This is a genomic window from Calothrix sp. CCY 0018 (assembly GCF_963920925.1).
GTDB lineage: Bacteria > Cyanobacteriota > Cyanobacteriia > Cyanobacteriales > Nostocaceae > Rivularia.
Genome location: NZ_CAWUDI010000027.1, coordinates 81,698 through 98,641 on the forward strand (window position 1 = coordinate 81,698; position 16,944 = coordinate 98,641).

The 16,944-nt window shown below is 37.7% G+C and carries 10 protein-coding genes and 1 tRNA gene; 3 read left to right on the forward strand and 8 right to left on the reverse strand.

What is annotated here, in order from left to right; genetic code table 11:
* Nucleotides 1-50 precede the first annotated feature (50 nt).
* Nucleotides 51-1,910, reverse strand: coding sequence for a CPBP family intramembrane glutamate endopeptidase (locus tag ACM03V_RS19880; RefSeq protein ID WP_414622525.1), 1,860 nt, complete (start codon nucleotides 1,908-1,910; stop codon nucleotides 51-53).
* A 164-nt stretch (nucleotides 1,911-2,074) separates the two neighbouring features.
* Here ACM03V_RS19880 and ACM03V_RS19885 point away from each other — a divergent pair, with 164 nt between their 5' ends.
* Nucleotides 2,075-2,974: an amino acid ABC transporter substrate-binding protein gene (locus ACM03V_RS19885; protein WP_414622526.1), complete on the forward strand. Its 900-nt coding sequence runs from the start codon at nucleotides 2,075-2,077 to the stop codon at nucleotides 2,972-2,974.
* Between the two features lie 635 nt (nucleotides 2,975-3,609).
* A complete protein-coding gene (locus ACM03V_RS19890; protein WP_414622527.1) occupies nucleotides 3,610-4,923 on the forward strand; it encodes an AAA-like domain-containing protein in 1,314 nt (437 codons plus the stop codon).
* A gap of 303 nt (nucleotides 4,924-5,226) precedes the next feature.
* On the opposite strand, the gene ftsH2 is transcribed toward ACM03V_RS19890, so the two are convergent.
* A complete protein-coding gene (gene ftsH2, locus ACM03V_RS19895; RefSeq protein ID WP_414622528.1) occupies nucleotides 5,227-7,113 on the reverse strand; it encodes an ATP-dependent zinc metalloprotease FtsH2 in 1,887 nt (628 codons plus the stop codon).
* Nucleotides 7,114-7,510: 397 nt separating this feature from the next.
* Here ftsH2 and ACM03V_RS19900 point away from each other — a divergent pair, with 397 nt between their 5' ends.
* Nucleotides 7,511-8,701 (forward strand): RNA-guided endonuclease InsQ/TnpB family protein, encoded by a 1,191-nt coding sequence (locus ACM03V_RS19900; RefSeq protein ID WP_414622529.1) that lies wholly within the window; start codon nucleotides 7,511-7,513, stop codon nucleotides 8,699-8,701.
* Between the two features lie 82 nt (nucleotides 8,702-8,783).
* Here the strand turns inward: ACM03V_RS19900 and ACM03V_RS19905 are convergent, their stop codons facing one another.
* The 6 genes from ACM03V_RS19905 to ACM03V_RS19930 all read right to left on the reverse strand — a co-directional run bounded on the left by ACM03V_RS19905 (nucleotide 8,784) and on the right by ACM03V_RS19930 (nucleotide 16,623).
* Nucleotides 8,784-9,281 carry a hypothetical protein gene (locus tag ACM03V_RS19905; protein ID WP_414622530.1) on the reverse strand — a complete coding sequence of 166 codons (498 nt, stop codon included), beginning with the start codon at nucleotides 9,279-9,281 and terminating at the stop codon, nucleotides 8,784-8,786.
* A 329-nt stretch (nucleotides 9,282-9,610) separates the two neighbouring features.
* Nucleotides 9,611-11,053, reverse strand: coding sequence for a glutamate--tRNA ligase (gltX, locus tag ACM03V_RS19910; RefSeq protein ID WP_414622531.1), 1,443 nt, complete (start codon nucleotides 11,051-11,053; stop codon nucleotides 9,611-9,613).
* Between the two features lie 270 nt (nucleotides 11,054-11,323).
* A tRNA-Asp gene (locus ACM03V_RS19915) sits at nucleotides 11,324-11,397 on the reverse strand.
* Between the two features lie 157 nt (nucleotides 11,398-11,554).
* Nucleotides 11,555-13,162, reverse strand: coding sequence for a serine/threonine protein kinase (locus tag ACM03V_RS19920; protein ID WP_414622532.1), 1,608 nt, complete (start codon nucleotides 13,160-13,162; stop codon nucleotides 11,555-11,557).
* 568 nt (nucleotides 13,163-13,730) lie between these two features.
* Nucleotides 13,731-14,906 (reverse strand): esterase-like activity of phytase family protein, encoded by a 1,176-nt coding sequence (locus ACM03V_RS19925; RefSeq protein WP_414622533.1) that lies wholly within the window; start codon nucleotides 14,904-14,906, stop codon nucleotides 13,731-13,733.
* A gap of 145 nt (nucleotides 14,907-15,051) precedes the next feature.
* Entirely contained in the window at nucleotides 15,052-16,623 is a 1,572-nt protein-coding gene (locus tag ACM03V_RS19930) for a TM0106 family RecB-like putative nuclease (RefSeq protein ID WP_414622534.1), read from the reverse strand.
* Nucleotides 16,624-16,944 lie beyond the last annotated feature (321 nt).

Consider the following 16,944-nt stretch of genomic DNA (forward strand, 5'->3'; position numbering starts at 1 on the left):
TATCAGTTAACAGTGAACAGTGAGCAGTTATCAGTTTTGATTCATAACTCCTAACTTTTAAATAAAGTCGTCGGTGCAACGGGTGCAATATTATCGTCAAATCCTCCTACCTGATTGCTTCTTAAAACCCATAACAAGGCATTTTGCTTGAGAAAGATTTTAGCGGTTTCGTCTTGCGCTCTTTTAGGAAATACGGTGCGCCAACTTTTGAGCATATTTATGGCAATTGAAAAAACATTGTCGTTTTTATTATTAGTACCGAATAAATCCTGAATATTTTTTTGCCAATCTCGCCGCAAAACTCCGAGGGGAATTAACTGTTTTTCTAAGATATTTCCTAAAGTAATTAATTCGTTAAAATACTGAGTTTGCTTATCTTCTGGATGCTTTTGTAACCATTGATTAATTGTGGTATTTGATTCAAATAATTTCCGTATATCGTATATTGTGGCGTAAAGTGCTTGATTAGAATCTTGAACGCAGGAAGCTGTTGGTGTGATTAATGATGCACCAGTTCCATCTCCGACGCGATAACGGGCTGTAATTTCCCTAAGTTCTTCAATCAATTCTTTTAGAGGAGATAATTTAACTCCATCAAAATCATAATCGCTAGTTATCGGCTCGTATTTTACCAAAATATCGCTTACCGGACGATTTCCCAACCATCCCTGCCACAAAGAACCCATATAAGTAGCCCAAGTTGAACTGCCGCTGATGATTCCGTCTGCATTATGACCGTAAACTTGGTAGTAAACGATATCAAAACGTAATTCCGACGTAATGCGATCGCGCACAACCTCTGCAATCCCGTAGGAAAAATGACCTGCAACCGGAAGCCAAGCTGGTGCTTCGGCTTTTTTACCACCGATACCGCCAAATAAATGCATTGCCAAAGCTTTATCCCCTAAACGCCATTCAGATACGGCGCTTTTGGGATTTTCTCTATTTGGTGCTAATAAAACTGTTTGGCACTTTCCTTTTTGCAATTTAATTTTTGCCCACATTCCTCGTTTTATATATTTAAAGATTTCTGAAGATTTCGTAATAACTTTTTGTGGTTCTAATTTAACTAAAGCGCGGGGTTCAATAGCCTGTACGATAAAAGTACCTTCATTATTAGGTGCCCCGTAAATATACCAACCTTGAAAATTCAGTAGCGATTTTTCAATATCTTTATTAGTAGAACGAGAAATCCCCCGCGTGTCTTTTGGTACTTGCGGTATGCAAATCGTTTCTTCAATTCCCCTGTAAAAGTTTTTAGTTGCTTTGTTGTAGTGACAAACTTTAAATAAATCGCTGTATGATTCTACTCTTGCTAAAATTTTTACCAACCCAACGAAACGCCCTGCGATCTGAATGGGTTCTTCTTTAATAATTAATTGCGTCTCTCCGGCTGCATTAATTTCTACTTCTGGCTGCAATAGCATCACGCAGACATCATCCATCGTCCTTGCACCTGCTAAAGATTCCAAAGGATCGACTTGAGAACGTCCATCTAATCTTACAGGATGAACTTTACCTGCTTGATGACTTTTCTTCGCAAGAGGGGTAAAGTTAACGTCAAAGCTTACCCGTTTGACATATTCTTGTACTAAGGTATCATTACTCCATTTTAATTTCACCACCTTTCCAAGTAAATGCATATATGAATCGGGAGCATTTTGAACTTCAAATTCTACAAAACGCTCATTTTGACGTTCGACTGGTAAAATTAAACGCCCGCTCCATTCTGCAACAGGTTGATATTGTTGATTAACTGTTTGATTGATGGGATAATATTCGCTATGAAATAAAGGCGAATTGCTGTTAATTTTATAGTTCGATGATTTCTGTGAAGACTTTTTAGAGAGAAGTCGATAAACAATAAAGCCAATTGTCAGCCAGACTACAAATATTATTATTTCTGTCATATTTTTTAATAAATTGTTATGCCGTACTTTTTTTATTTAATCGATGTGAAAATATAAAAAATTGTGACTTGTATCATCTTAACTTGTAATTCTACCGGGTAATTACTGTATTTTTAACCTACGTAGAAATTTAAAAATAAACCCTGGTGGTATTATGAGTGAGAATGTCTCAAAAAATTGCAATAACAACCTTAAGTTTGCTATTAACAGCAGCGCTACCTGGTGTTGCTTCAGCGGAAACCGTGATGCAAAAGGTAAAACGCACGGGTGTACTGACAGCAGGAACCAGTAAAGATGCTTTCCCTTTTGCTTATAAAAACAAGGAAGGGCAATTAATTGGTTATTCTGTGGATATGCTCCAACTTATCCAGCAGCAGTTAGAAAAAGAACTCGGTAAAAAAATTCAACTTAAATTAGTCGCACTCCCCCCAGCCGGACGCATTCCTAATATAGTTAATAGAAAGGTTGATATTGTTTGCGATGCCAGCAGCTTTACCTGGGAACGTAATAAAAATGTAGATTTTTCCTTTAGTTATGGTGCAACTGGTACTAATTTATTAGTTAAGAAAGCCAGTAATCTAGGCTCTCCGAAAAGCTTAATTGGCAAGAAAATCGGAGTTTTAGCAAAAACCACAAACGAACAAGCTATTAAGCAGGCGCAACCACAAGCAAAACTTGTATATTTAAAAGATAGATCGCAAGGATATACAGCTTTGCAACAAGGAAAAATAGATGCTTTTGCTGACGATGGTATTCTTTTAGAAGCGTGGTTAGGTAGAAAACAAAATTTTAATAGTTATAAAGTAGTACCAGATCGACCATTATCTAGAGAAGGTATTGCCTGCATGGTTCCCGAAAATAATTCCGATTTCCTCGATACCGTAAACTATACATTCTACGGGTTTATGCAAGGATTTGTAAATAATCAAAGTAAATACGTAACCATATTCGATCGCTGGTTTGGAGAAAGAGGAGCAATTCCTTTAAACCGCGATTTACGGGAACTCACAGTGGAAACGATGCGAATAGTTATAGATTCCCATCAAGATATTCGGGAAAAATGATTAATCTATGCCTAACGGGATATTGAATTTTACTTAAAAACAACGCTAACATATTTTTATACCGCCAGATTACTCGGAGTAACCTGACGGTATATAGGGAACACACTAAACACATTAATAGTCTTCCAGGGAAGAAAACTACTCGGTTTGCTAGTAAATTGGGTATTTGATTGAGTCTTTATTTTGGCATATACAAATAATTACCTTCAATAGCAGTTAAGCCAGTTAAGACACCATTAAGGATTTTTATTGCTTTTAACCAAACAACTATAGTTATTCAGCGTCTAGTATGCAGAAGTCTCAGTGAAAATCGCGGTTAGAGGATGGCCGGAAAAGTCATAAATAAAACCCCACTAACTTTTGAGATCCCCCTTAACAAGGGGGACTTTAACCCCCCTTTTTAAGGGGGGAAGGGGGGATCAAAGCAATAATTAAGTTAAGAACGATACTTCTCAAGTATCCTCTTAAGAATCACATTATTATTAATAACGTCTTTTTACCCAATTCCCTGTTCCCTATTCCCTATTCCCTAAAACACCATACAACCATTTGATAATTTGATAGTTGCAATAGCTGTTAACTCTTAGTTAATACGTTAAGATTTTTAGTAGAGGCTGATTAGGTACCGATCAAAAATGGAGGCGGCGAAACAAAGGCGAAGACGAGGTATAGTACTGACTGCAACGGGTTTAAAACGGTTGCAAACAGCGATACAGTCAGCCCAATTGCAAGAAAATGATGGCATACGCTTTACCCAGGAAGAATTAAGCATTCGCATCGGCGTTTCCACCAATACTTTATCGCGATTGTGGTCTTTGAAAACCGGATTAGATTCGCGATCGGTGAAACTTTGCTTCAGTGCTTTTGATTTAGATTTAACTGAGTCTGACTACACCACCGGGGAAGAAGTAGAACAATTTGATGGAATTGAATATCCTAGTGGACCTGTATCGGTATACTCAAAATTGTATATCCCTCGTCCTCCGATTGAGCATTCAATTAGTCAAGAAATTTCTCGTCCTGGATGTATAATTCGTATCAAAGCTCCTAAAGGAATGGGAAAAACTTCTTTGAAGTTTAGGACGCTAGATTATGCAAAAACACTGAGTTATTATACAGTACATCTCGATTTAAAATTAGTAGATACTGATAAATTTCTGGATTTGGATACTTTTTTACGCTGGTTGTGCAGTATACTTTCTAAAAGTTTGGATATAGAACCCCAGCTTGATGAATATTGGGATAAAGAAATAGGTAGTAAATTAAGCTGTACTCTTTATTTTGAGGCTTGTATATTAGAAGTTCTTAATAATCCTTTTATTTTATCGTTTGACGAACTAAATCGCGTTTTTGAATATCCAAAATTAGCTCAAGAATTCTTACCATTATTACGTTCTTGGCATGAAAAGGCGCAGTATAATCCGGTTTGGTACAAATTGCGTTTAATTATGGATTATTCAACTGATATTTATGTGCCTTTAGATATAAATCATTCGCCATTTAATATTGGATTACCCATCAAATTACCTGAATTTACTGATTCGCAAATAGAAGAATTAGCATCACGTTACGGGCTAGATTGGCAACAAGGGCAAGCTCAAAAATTAATGGAAGTAATAGGGGGACAACCGGCTTTAGTTAATATTGCATTTTATCATTTAAGTCAAGAAAAATTAACTTTAGAAGAGTTATTAGAACAAGCAACTACGGAAAGAGGAATTTATCGGCATCATTTACGAGAAAAATTAGACGATTTACTTGCAAATCCTGATTTAGCAGCAGCATTCGCTGAAATATTGACAGCCCAAACATCTGTAAATCTTTCACCTACAGTTGCCTATAAATTAGAAAGTATTGGACTAATTAAATTAACTCCTGATGGTGCAATTGTGAGTAGAGAATTATATCGTTCCTATTTTTCTCAAAATTTAGACGAAATCCTTCAATAAGCAAGTTTTACTTAAGAGGAATTGTAATCACAAACTCAGTTCCTTTACCCAATTCCGAATTTACTTCTAATTTTAATAAATGCTCGCCGCACTGATGAATGATACTTATATTATTCCCATCTTCATCTTTTTAATAACACCCCATAAAAAATGTAAAGACGCGATACCCTTGCGTCTCTACACCAGTTTTCGATTTTTATCGCCAAAAAAAAGGACGCGATATCACCGCATCCCCTTAATTTTTAAAATCTTCAACTTTTATCAACCAAACTTCTCAAATGTGAGAAAAATGATTAAGAAATATTACAAAGATGGAACGTATTGTGGTTTTTCTGGTACTTCTGCGTACTCAGCCACAATTTGACGAAACTCATCGCCATCAATGGTTTCTTTTTCAATTAATAGATCGACTAATCTATCCATCAAGCTGCGATTTTCGCGCATCATTTGTAAAGTAGCTTGAAACTGTTCTTCAACAATTGCACGAACTTGAGAATCAATCCGAGCTGCAATTGATTCAGAATATTCGGAGCGTGTTGTCCAGTCACGCCCAAGGAATACTTCTCCCTGCTGACTTTCCAATGACAATGGCCCCAAATTGGACATCCCGAATCTTGTTACCATTTGTCGTGCCATACCAGTTACCTGTTGCAGGTCATTTCCGGCACCAGTAGTAATTTCATCTCTACCAAAAATTACCTGTTCGGCAGCACGTCCGCCCAAAGCACCGGCAATTCTGGCTTTCAACTGAGAACGGCTAATTAAACCTTGGTCTTCACTAGGAGTAAACCAAGTTAAACCCTGTGCCTGTCCGCGAGGAATCAAGGTAACTTTTTGTACCGGGTCGTGGTCTTTGATTAAAGTTCCAACCAAAGCATGACCGACTTCATGGTAAGCAATCAAGCGCTTGCTCTTACTGTCTACCAAAGGTGTGCCTTCCATACCGGCAACTACCCGATCTACAGCGTCATCAATTTCTGTAAGCGTAATACCTTCTTTGCGCCGTCTAGCGGTAAGAATCGCCGCTTCGTTAAGCAAGTTAGCTAAATCCGCACCCGTGAAACCAGGAGTACGGCGAGCGATCGCCTCTAAGGATACACCTGGATCTAATTTCTTGTTGCGTGCGTGGACTTCCAAAATTTCCAAACGTCCTTTGATATCAGGTGCATCAACCATCACCTGTCTGTCAAAGCGTCCGGGACGCAATAACGCTGCGTCTAATACGTCGGGACGGTTGGTAGCAGCAATAATAATGATGCCGGTGTTACCTTCAAAACCATCCATCTCAGTTAGTAACTGGTTGAGGGTTTGTTCGCGCTCATCGTTACCACCACCGATACCCGCACCACGCTGTCTTCCTACAGCATCAATTTCATCAATAAAGATGATACAAGGAGCGTTATCTTTAGCTTTCTTGAACAAATCGCGAACGCGGGAAGCACCCACACCCACAAACATTTCCACGAACTCGGAACCAGAAATACTGAAGAAAGGTACGCCAGCTTCACCAGCAATTGCTTTTGCTAATAAGGTTTTACCAGTTCCTGGAGGTCCTACTAACAATACACCTTTAGGAATGCGTGCGCCGACAGCAGTAAATTTCTCAGGCTGCTTGAGGAAGGTAACAACTTCACCGAGTTCTTCCTTAGCTTCTTCAATTCCGGCTACATCATCAAACATGACTCCAGTTTTCGCTTCCATTTGGAAACGCGCCCGTGACTTACCAAAATTCATGGCTTGTCCGGGGCCACCTGGAAGATTGCTGGAACGGCGGAACAAAAGGAACAGTCCGCTAATCAATAAGATTGGGAAAACTAAATTGCCCAACAAACCCCAGATAGCTCCATCATTTCTTGCAGGATGGGCATCAAAGCTGACGTTTTCTTCCTTGAGCTTAGTAATCAATTCTGGAGCGCTAGCAGGTAAATCAACACGAACGCGCTGAATCCGACCATCAAGGTCTGGGTCAACAGCTTCTACGATAGCCGTTCTACCACCTTCATACAAATCCACCATCGTTACCCGACCAGCGTCTAAGTATTCCAGAAAACGACCGTAGGTCATGCGAGTACTAGCTGCATTTTTACCCATATCAGCAGGAGTATTCGCAAACGCTCCCTGCCAAAAGAAAAAGCCTATCACTAATGCAGGCAAGGTCCAAAGAACCAGGACTCTCCAAGAGAATTTCATTTTTAATTTGCCTCTAGATACCAATGGGATGCATCACCCCGTTAACATGATTAATGTGAAACGGATGTATATAAATCCCGAGAAAGTTTAATTTTCTTCTTTATGTATGACTTGTCATCTTAACCCGATTGAGCTATACGACATTTGCCAAAACATTATTATTATTCTTAATTAAATGTAACTTAATTTTAAGACTTTTTACCAAGGAATGGGGAATGGGGAATAGAAAATGGGTAATAGAAAATGGGTAATAGGGAATGGGGAGCAGTGAATAGTCTAAATATTCTAATTTACCGGAATTAATGGGTTTAAAGCCCCGTCCTTCCAGGACGGCTTTATATTGTATTTACTTAAATTTTATACCATGTGTGGTAGTATAAGATTGGAGGTAAAAAAGATGCTTGTTTTTGAGTTCAAAGCCTACGGGAAATCAGCGCAACTAACCGCAGTGGACGATGCAATTCGTACAGCTAAATTTATCCGTAATAGCTGCATTCGGCTATGGATGGATGTTAAAGGTACTGGTAAAAACGATTTGCAGAAATTTTGTGCTGTGCTTGCTGCTAAATTTCCGTTTGCGAAGGAACTAAACTCAATGGCTAGACAAGCTAGTGCCGAAAGAGCATGGTCATCAATCAACCGTTTTTATGAGAATTGCAAGAAAGGGATTCCGGGTAAAAAGGGATTCCCGCAATTCCAAAAAGATTGTCGTTCTCTTGAATACAAAACATCAGGATGGAAGCTTGCAGATAATCGTAAATCAATAACTTTCACCGACAAGAAAGGAATTGGACGATTAAAGTTGAAAGGTACTCGTGATTTGCACTTTTATCAAACCGACCAGATAAAACGGGTAAGACTAGTAAAACGTGCTGATGGGGTATACGTTCAGTTTTGTATTAATGTAAATCGTTCAGAAAACATTGAGCCTACTGGTAACACAGTCGGTCTAGATGTAGGGCTAAAGGAATACTACACCGATTCAAACGGTAAAGTAATCAAGAATCCAACATTCCTACGCATTAGCGAAAAAGTACTTAAACGCGCTCAACGTCATGTTTCTAAGAAGATAAAAGGTTCAATCAATAGAAAAAAAGCTAGACAAGTTTTAGGTAAGCGCCATCTCAAAATAAGTAGGCAACGTAAAGACCATGCTGTGAAATTGGCACGGTGCGTAGTTCAGTCTAACGACTTGATAGCTTATGAAGATTTGAGAATAAAGAATATGGTGAAAAATCATTGTTTAGCTAAGTCCATTAATGACGCATCTTGGTATCAGTTCCGTATCTGGCTTGAATACTTTGGGAAAGTATTTAAGCGTGTAACGGTTGCGGTAAATCCGCAGCATACTAGTCAAGAATGCTCTAGCTGCGGTGAAATTGTAAAGAAAACGCTATCTACCAGGACACACGTTTGTAAGTGTGGTTGTCTAATGGATAGGGATGAAAACGCAGCTAGAATTATCCTTAGTCGAGGATTGGGTATGGCGGGGCACGTCGGAACCTTCATGCTAGACATGAGCAACGCTTTAGGAGAATCGACCTCTACATTGGTTGGAGAAATCCAGTCTGTGCAAGTTGGCTCGTAGATTAAAGAATCCCCGTGCGTTCACGCCGGGGAGTGTCAATCACCCATTCCCTGTTCCCTGTTCCCTGTTCCCTGCTAACTGCTCACTGAGCTTCGGTAATTTTTAAAGTATAAGGAGAATAATCATCTTTCTTATAAGAGCCGACCCAAACTTGGTAGTTTCCTTCGAGCCATTCGCCAACAATACCGGGATTTTTGCCTTCAAATTCGTCATTACACCACGTACCACCGGGACCTTTAATTATTAAAGTGGTATCTTGAGAACTTTCTATTACCAGTTTCATGTAATCAAATTTATTTTTTAAACGCAAGGTGTGATCTGGTTCTTTATCCATATAACCAGTACAGGCTCCCGTTGGCGTGTCTGTTCTATTAGAAATAATTTTTCCTTCTATAGCACCACCACTCATTCCGCGAACTGTGAGGGGATCTTTTGATAAAGGACGGTTTATGGTTATATCCCCAAATATTGGCGGAGGAGCTGCCTGAGCATTAACTCGGGTGTTTATTCCGGATACTGCACTCAGCGATAAGAATACAAATGATAGCTTTATGACTCTACTTAACAATTTATTAGACATTTTGATTACATTTTTATCTAAGTGTTTAGAATGACAATAAAATTACATATATTGTTCCTTTATCTAAGAGTAATTACTATTCTTTAATGAAATGATAATTACATACAGCAGTTGATATATCGGTTAGAAATGCATAGAAAATAAAGTGCATAAAACCGCTCGCTGCTTTCTTTAAGATTAGTTTTTAAAACTTAACAATTATTACAGTTCAATATCTTTTTTTACTTTATGAGAATAAATTGGGGCACTGCCGAATGTGCCCCAAAGTAATTAATTATTCAAGATTTTGACTTGCTGCACCCGATTAAAATGCTTTTCTTCATGGAAAATTAATCAGCCGCTAAAGCGATCGCCTTTTCCAACCGAAGCTTATCTAAGCCAGTATTATTCAGCAGTACCCAGGAATCTACAATATCTGGGCCATTCATTTCTCCGGTTAAAGCAGCCCGCAAACTCCGCATCAGTAAACCTTTTTTGACGTTTTGCTCTTTAACTACCCGTTTGATGATGTCTTTGGCATTTGCAGCATCAATTTCACTATCTAAAGCCGCGACAACTCCTTGAAGAGCGCTTTTGACTTGTTCTTTTTGCAGTTGTTCCGTTGCTTCAGAATCAAAATCAACTGTATCGGTAGAAAATATTGAAGCTACATCTACAGCTTCAGTCAAACGAGATATACCGGGTTGAATTAAAGCTACTAATTTTTCAATCCAATCACGCTCTTTAGTTTGGGAAAAGTTATACCCAGCTTCTTCCCAGAAAGGTATTAGTAAATCGGTAAGTTTATCTACCGCCATACTGTGAATATACTGACTGTTGACCCAATCTAATTTTGCCCAATCGAATTTTGCACCAGCTTTATTAACCCGCTCAAAAGTAAACTCTTTGGCGGCTGATTCTAAGGTAAAAATTTCCTGCGTAGAATCCGGTGGCGACCATCCGAGCAAGGTCATATAGTTAACCAAACCTTCTGGGGTAAAACCCATTTTCTGAAAGTCAGAAATCGAGGTAACGCCATCTCGTTTGGAAAGTTTACGGCCTTCCTCATTCAAAATTAAAGGAGTATGAGAAAATTCTGGAACCTTGGCACCGAAAGCTTCGTAAAGTAAAATTTGTTTGGCAGTATTGGCAATATGGTCTTCTCCGCGAATCACATGGGTAATTTGCATATCCATGTCATCGACCACCACGGCAAAATTATACAGCGGTTGACCTATCCCATCTTCAGTAGCACGAGCGATAACCATATCACCACCCAAGTCGCTACCTTGCCAACTCATCTCTCCCCGTACCAAGTCATTCCATTTAATCTCGCGGCTGTCATCAATTTTAAAGCGAATTACAAAACTGCGTCCTTCAGCTTTTAACTCCGCTTCTTTTTCCGGTGTCAAATCGCGGTGACGATTATCATAACGAGGGGCTTGATTTCTAGCTTTTTGAGATACTCGTAAAGCTTCCAATTCCTCAGAAGTAGTGTAACAGCGATAAGCCAATCCCTTATCTAGCAAACCCTGCACCGCTTGCTTATACATTTCTAAGCGCTCGGTTTGGAAAAATGGGCCTTCATCCCAATTCAACCCCAACCAACGCAATCCTTCAAGAATACTATCTGTATATTCCGAACGCGATCGCTCTGTATCGGTATCTTCGATTCGTAAAATAAATTTGCCATTATTATGACGAGCAAACAACCAGTTAAATACAGCTGTTCTCGCCGTACCAATATGTAAATTCCCCGTTGGACTCGGAGCAATACGCACTCTGAAAGTCATATAATTCGTAATATTTGAGATTTGGGATTCACTAACAATTTCGAGAAAACTGTCCGTTGAGACTTACTCGATGATTGTGAGTGATGCGATCGTCAATTTTGATTTATCTAATTAACAATTGCAATAGTGACATAAATTTAAACCCTCACCGTTTCTAAAAAAGGTAAAGGTTTATTTCCCGTAATTGAAATTTTACCCTTTGGATAACCTATCCAACATTCAAATCAAACCAACAAAGGTTTATTCTACAACCCATATTTAACATTAGAACGGGACCGACGGGATTCGAACCCGCAACTTCCGCCGTGACAGGGCGGTGCTCTAACCAGTTGAACTACGGTCCCATGTATTTGCGACTTTAGTAAGTATGCCTCTTTTCAACTTGTTTGTCAAGGGGTAATTTTGATTATTTTTGGTAGAGGGATGGAGAGAAGAATAATTAACTAACTACCTACTCCTAACTTCTAACTCCTAACTCCTAACTATTCCCTGCGGCCCAAATTATTTAAACAGCTTGTGGAATAAATCAGATATCCAACTTTTCATGGCTGATTTTTTGGATTGATTTTGGACTAATTTTTGCAGGATTTTGGGTTGAATTTTTTCGTATTGGGCTTTGAGAATGCTTTTACTTTGGTTAGGAGATATAAAACTTTTATAATTTTGACTGGCTTCCAACCAATTAAATAATTGTTCGCGCTGATGTGGTGTAATTGCGATTGTTGTTACATGAGCGCATTTTGTTGGTTCTTCTAATGCAAAAAAGAGTAAATGGTAATAGCCTTTTTCTGCTAGGTGCTTAATCATTCTTTCTCCTGCTTTATCTTTGATATCTAAGAAGCAAGAAAGCCAACGTGTTAAAGAGGAATTTGTATCGTGCAAAACTGTTACCCACATAATCATTGGGTAAACATTGATTTTTTGGATAAATTCTGTAGTATTTTTTTGTTCTAAAAACTTGGATATTTCTACTTGAGGCAACATTGCCCAAAAAGTAGGCACTTTACCTTGTACGGTGTAGAGTAAATGAGGAAATACAATCGGTGCGATCGGCTTGCAGGTAGGCCAAGTTTTTTGTAAGCAAATATGTTTGGATATTAATGTTGATGGTGTTAAATCTACCGCAGATAGATTTGCGACAAATTTATCATCTTTTTCTTGATATTTACTAGATTGACGCTGAACTGATTCTAATTTGTCTAGTATCTCTGTAATATTTTCAGGTCGATTGTTTACTTCTTTGGCTAAACAACTAATTACCAGTTTTTCCAAATCAAGAGGAATCTTAGCCTCTGGAATTACCTCATTTAATAAAGCTGGTGTTTCAAAACGATGAGCTTGATACCATTCACCAAAAGAGTAACTTTTTAGCTGGAAGGGATGCTTTCCATAAAGCATTTGATACATGAGAATTCCCAAACTATAAATATCGCAGCGTATATCTAATAGCTTGCGTCCTTCCATATGTTCTGGAGAACAATAAGGTAGACTGCTGATAAAAGATTGAGAAAGTGTTGCTCCGGCTCTTTCTTTTAAAAATTTAGCAATACCAAAGTCTAATACTTTAACTATTTTACTTTTTTTTCCGTCTTCAATAATAAAGATATTTTCTGGCTTGATATCTCGGTGAATAACTGGGCAATTTTCCCCTTTAATACTGACACCTTGATGAGCGCATTGCAGAGCTAAACAAATTTGATAGGAAATATCTAAGAATTTATCTAATGATAAAGGTTGATTATTAATTACTTCTAATAAATTTTGACCTTGAAGATATTCCATTACGTAAAATGGAACTTTATCATCAGTAATACCGTAGCCTAATAATCTTACAATATGTTGGCTTTTACGTCCTAATTGAGTGCCAATAAAAACTTCTCTCGCAAAGCGTTGAGATATCGTTCGATTATCCAACTTCAAAGACAGCATTTTTACCGCTACTGGCATTCCACCATTCGTACAGTCTTCTGCTAAATATACTTTACCTCCTCCCCCTTTACCAATTAAATCCCTGATTAAGTAACGGTGATTTACAAATTTGCCAATATAAGGATCTAATTCTGTTTTATGTTTTTGAGTAAACATCTTATGAATTTCTTGTTGCAACATAAATCAATGAATTAATACATTTTCAAGGTTTGGAGAGGGAATAGAAAGTTTAGTAAGTATTACTGAAAATTTCAATCATGTTTTTACAGGAATTTAGCTTTGGTTTTTGAATATATAAAGTTTTGATCAAATTCACCGAGATTACTAGGAAACGCACTAAATATTATGTAACACAGGCAATTAGCAAAGCCTATGAGAAATTGTACTGAAACGCCTGTAAGTACTACGTGGAGTTAAGGAACTGTTCTCAGTGAATATACTGCGATATCTCAGATTATAAATGAATTTATCAGACGCGAAAGCTTTGTATTGAAAGGTTATTCAATGATTATCCAAGTAGTTAACTGTTTAAATCTATTCTATGGATTTAAACATTTATTTTTAAGATATCAGAGGAAATATACGCAGGTTGGCTAAGTATTTATAATTACGGTAGTGGTTCGGCACATTAATTTTGCGGAGTAATAGATTCGTTCGTAGTAGCGTTACTCTATCTCCCGGAGGGAGACGCTTCGCTAACGAGAAGCGCTACTACGAACCTTGATTGCCCCTTACCTTAAAATTCTATTCACGAAAAACGTTCGCGAATTAAACGTAAGAATCTTTCAAGACGCGATTCAATCTCAAGTTGGAATGCTAAAAACTGAGTTCGTTGCAGATTAATAAAGTTATTGTCACTGACTAAAATTAGCGAAGGTTGCCCGTTTGCTAAAGTGGCACCAATAGTTAAGCCTTCGGTGTTATCTAATGCAATTTCTAATTGTCCTAAATTCAATAGCAATTCTTTCTTTACAGGTTTAATAGTTTGATAATCAACTTGTTTAAGACTATCAATATTTTTGATATCCTCAGCTTTTGATAAAGAAACTTTGAACAATGAATTAATAAATCCAAATCCAGTAAATGTTCTTTCTATACTTAAAAAATGCCCTTTACTGTCCAGTGCTATTAGATCGGTTAAGCCGCTTGAAAATCTACCACCAAGTTTAAAAAAAGGTTTCACTAGTTTAGTAGGATAGAGAAATTCTTTTTCTAGTTTTTTAGTCAGTAAATTGTATTGCAAAATTCTACATAGACTGCTCTGATTAGGTTTAGCTTCTTCTCCATCTTGAATCAATGCATTTTCGGTAGCTGTAAATAAATACTTTTTATCGGGTGTAATAGTTAAACTTTCAAAAGCTAAGTTATTACGAATACCCCGCTTTTTATCTTGAGATGGTAAAAATTTTTGAGGTATCGGTAAACTAAAAATTTCTTGTCCAGAATCGAGTGAAAACTCTTTGATAAATGGATTAATTCCTTTATCTGCATCACCTTCAGATGAAACGAATATAGATGAATTATTTAGTGCAATTCCTTCTGGATCTATAGTCCCAGCAGAAAAACTTTTGCCATTTTTATCTTTTAAAGTTGTTACCGCAACAGGCTCAATATCACCTTTTTGAAAAGAATCCTCATTAAGATTAATTTTAAAAGTGTAGAATCTCGCTGCTGATTTTTGAGAACGGTCATCGGATATAGCATAATAAAGTTGATTCCCAGCATCATAAGTTATTCCCGACAACCCTCCTAATTCGGTATTTTCAAAATCCGTACCTGTAGGTAAAGTTGCTTCTCCGATAAAATCGATAGCCGTCACCTCTACAGCAGAAGGGGTTAAATTTGTGAAAATAAGCGTAACTACTATAATTGTCAGAAAAAATACAATAATTAACGGTAATTTCAATACTTTTTTAATTCGCACGGTACATTATTAATCGTCTGTGAAAAGTCACAAATACGATATCACAGGAGATGGAGAGATGGGGAGAGGGGGAGATGGGGAGAGGGGGAGATAGGGAGACAAGGAGAGATTCAACCTTTAACCTTTGTTACTCCTAACTCCTAACTCATTCCTCGTCGTATTGGCTTTCAAAAAAGTTGACAATCCAGTCTTTGACGCTGTGGGTAGCGCGACAGTCATCTTCGTTGTAACGTTTGATGATTTCTAATAAAGTGCGATCGCCATTTTGCAACCATTTGTCGTACCAGTAAATACACTTAGCCCCACTAGCTTCTTTATCACGCCATTCAAATCCCAACCACCGAGCAATTGATTTTAAAGCGTAGCTTTCTAATGGTAGTACTAATGTCTGAGTAAGTTGTTCGTAAATATCTACGAATCGATCTAACACTGGTAATACCCTTTTGGAAGGGGTACGGTAAAGTTTTGCAAGTCGTTGAACTGTATCGAACTCATAAACGCAAAAATGATAAATTGGTGCGTCGGGATATTGCCAAACTAATTCTAAAAATTGCTGCCAAATTAATTCTTCTTCCGATGGTTTTTCTGCTAAAAAAGAATAAAATTGTTCGGTGTTGTTTTCTCTGTCAACAACTAAAACCCCTAACAAATAATTCAAATTCAAATCTGGCTGGGCTTCGATGTCAAAGTAAAGTTCTATAGGGGCTGTATAAGTAATTGTTTCGTATACTACTGGATCGATTTCTATAGTTGTTGGATATTCTATTATTGCTTTGTCGCTTGTTTGTGGTAAAGTCAGCAATTCTCGATACTCGATGTGCAATTCTTGATTAATTGTTGGTTCAATTAGTGCTTCTGGTAAGAGAAGCGGGCGATTTTTGAGTAAAGATTTTGCTTGTAAAACAAGATCGATCGCTACTTTACTACCAAAGCCGGGTAAATCTTCTATTTCTGAAGGTAAGGTTTGAGTAAGCGATCTTAAAGTTGTAATATCAAGAGTTTTTAACTGATTGTAACGTCCTGGAGTTACTCCCGGTACCAGCGAAAGATGTTTCTGTTGGGAAGCAGTTTGATGACAGCTGCTGTACCAATTACAGAGACTGCACTTTTGCCGCGAAATAAACACTTCCGGAGGTGTTGGTAAGTGCAATGTTTGGATGCATTCGTTTAAAATTTCTTGCATCCGAGGAATCCATTTGTCCAAATCGACATCATATTTCGTTTCTTTTCCCCGCAGCATTAACCAAGCTGTTTCCGATTCAACTTGCTGCACCGCTGCCAAAACAAAAGCATAAAATGCGGCAATAACTTGGTATTCTTGTTTGGGACGTTTACCTAATTCAACTCTGGCGGGAACGTATATCCAATCTCCGAATCTGGAATTTCCTGCTTGTTTAATAAGTAAATCCGGACGCGCTAACAAAGTATGATTGTCTTCATAACTTGTTTTAAGCAATCCTCCGTAAATACATTCAACTCCCTGCTGCATCAACTGTAAAGTTGCGGCAAATCCTGTTAGTGGTTCTTCTTTGGAGAATTTCGGACGCTGATAATCAAGCTTTTCTAAAACCTTTTTCTTATGGACGTATTTATCCTGATACAGCTTCAACAACAAGTCATTAGGGGCATCTTGCTGAGTTTTATCGCCGCGAACATTCAAAAAAGGTCGGCGTTTACATTTTTGATATTGCAGCAGTAGTTCGGCATTAATTAACATTCTTTTAAATTAACAATAATTAGCGCTTGGCGGGGAGTAATAAAGGTAACTAAAATTGACGTTGTGTAAAAAACATCGCTTTTAACACTGCCTCCGAAAATTTATTTGTTGAGAGAAGCATATGTATGTTTAGGAAGAAGAATATTTTTGTAATATTTAAAAGTTGAATATCCATAAAAACCAGTAATCCAGCTATTTAATCCAGCTTTACAAAGTCAAAAAATCCTAACTTTTAAGTTGTTTTCTAATCCCAAATACGTTCTGTTAAAAGTAATTCTATATATGGTAAATGCCTTTTGTGTGCCATTATCCATATACTTA

Bases quoted from the DNA above. Each gene is read 5' to 3' on its own strand.
- ACM03V_RS19880 (WP_414622525.1), bottom strand. From the start codon at position 1,910: ATGACAGAAATAATAATATTTGTAGTCTGGCTGACAATTGGCTTTATT.
- ACM03V_RS19885 (WP_414622526.1), top strand. From the start codon at position 2,075: ATGTCTCAAAAAATTGCAATAACAACCTTAAGTTTGCTATTAACAGCA.
- ACM03V_RS19890 (WP_414622527.1), top strand. From the start codon at position 3,610: ATGGAGGCGGCGAAACAAAGGCGAAGACGAGGTATAGTACTGACTGCA.
- ftsH2 (WP_414622528.1), bottom strand. From the start codon at position 7,113: ATGAAATTCTCTTGGAGAGTCCTGGTTCTTTGGACCTTGCCTGCATTA.
- ACM03V_RS19900 (WP_414622529.1), top strand. From the start codon at position 7,511: ATGCTTGTTTTTGAGTTCAAAGCCTACGGGAAATCAGCGCAACTAACC.
- ACM03V_RS19905 (WP_414622530.1), bottom strand. From the start codon at position 9,281: ATGTCTAATAAATTGTTAAGTAGAGTCATAAAGCTATCATTTGTATTC.
- gltX (WP_414622531.1), bottom strand. From the start codon at position 11,053: ATGACTTTCAGAGTGCGTATTGCTCCGAGTCCAACGGGGAATTTACAT.
- ACM03V_RS19920 (WP_414622532.1), bottom strand. From the start codon at position 13,162: ATGTTGCAACAAGAAATTCATAAGATGTTTACTCAAAAACATAAAACA.
- ACM03V_RS19930 (WP_414622534.1), bottom strand. From the start codon at position 16,623: ATGTTAATTAATGCCGAACTACTGCTGCAATATCAAAAATGTAAACGC.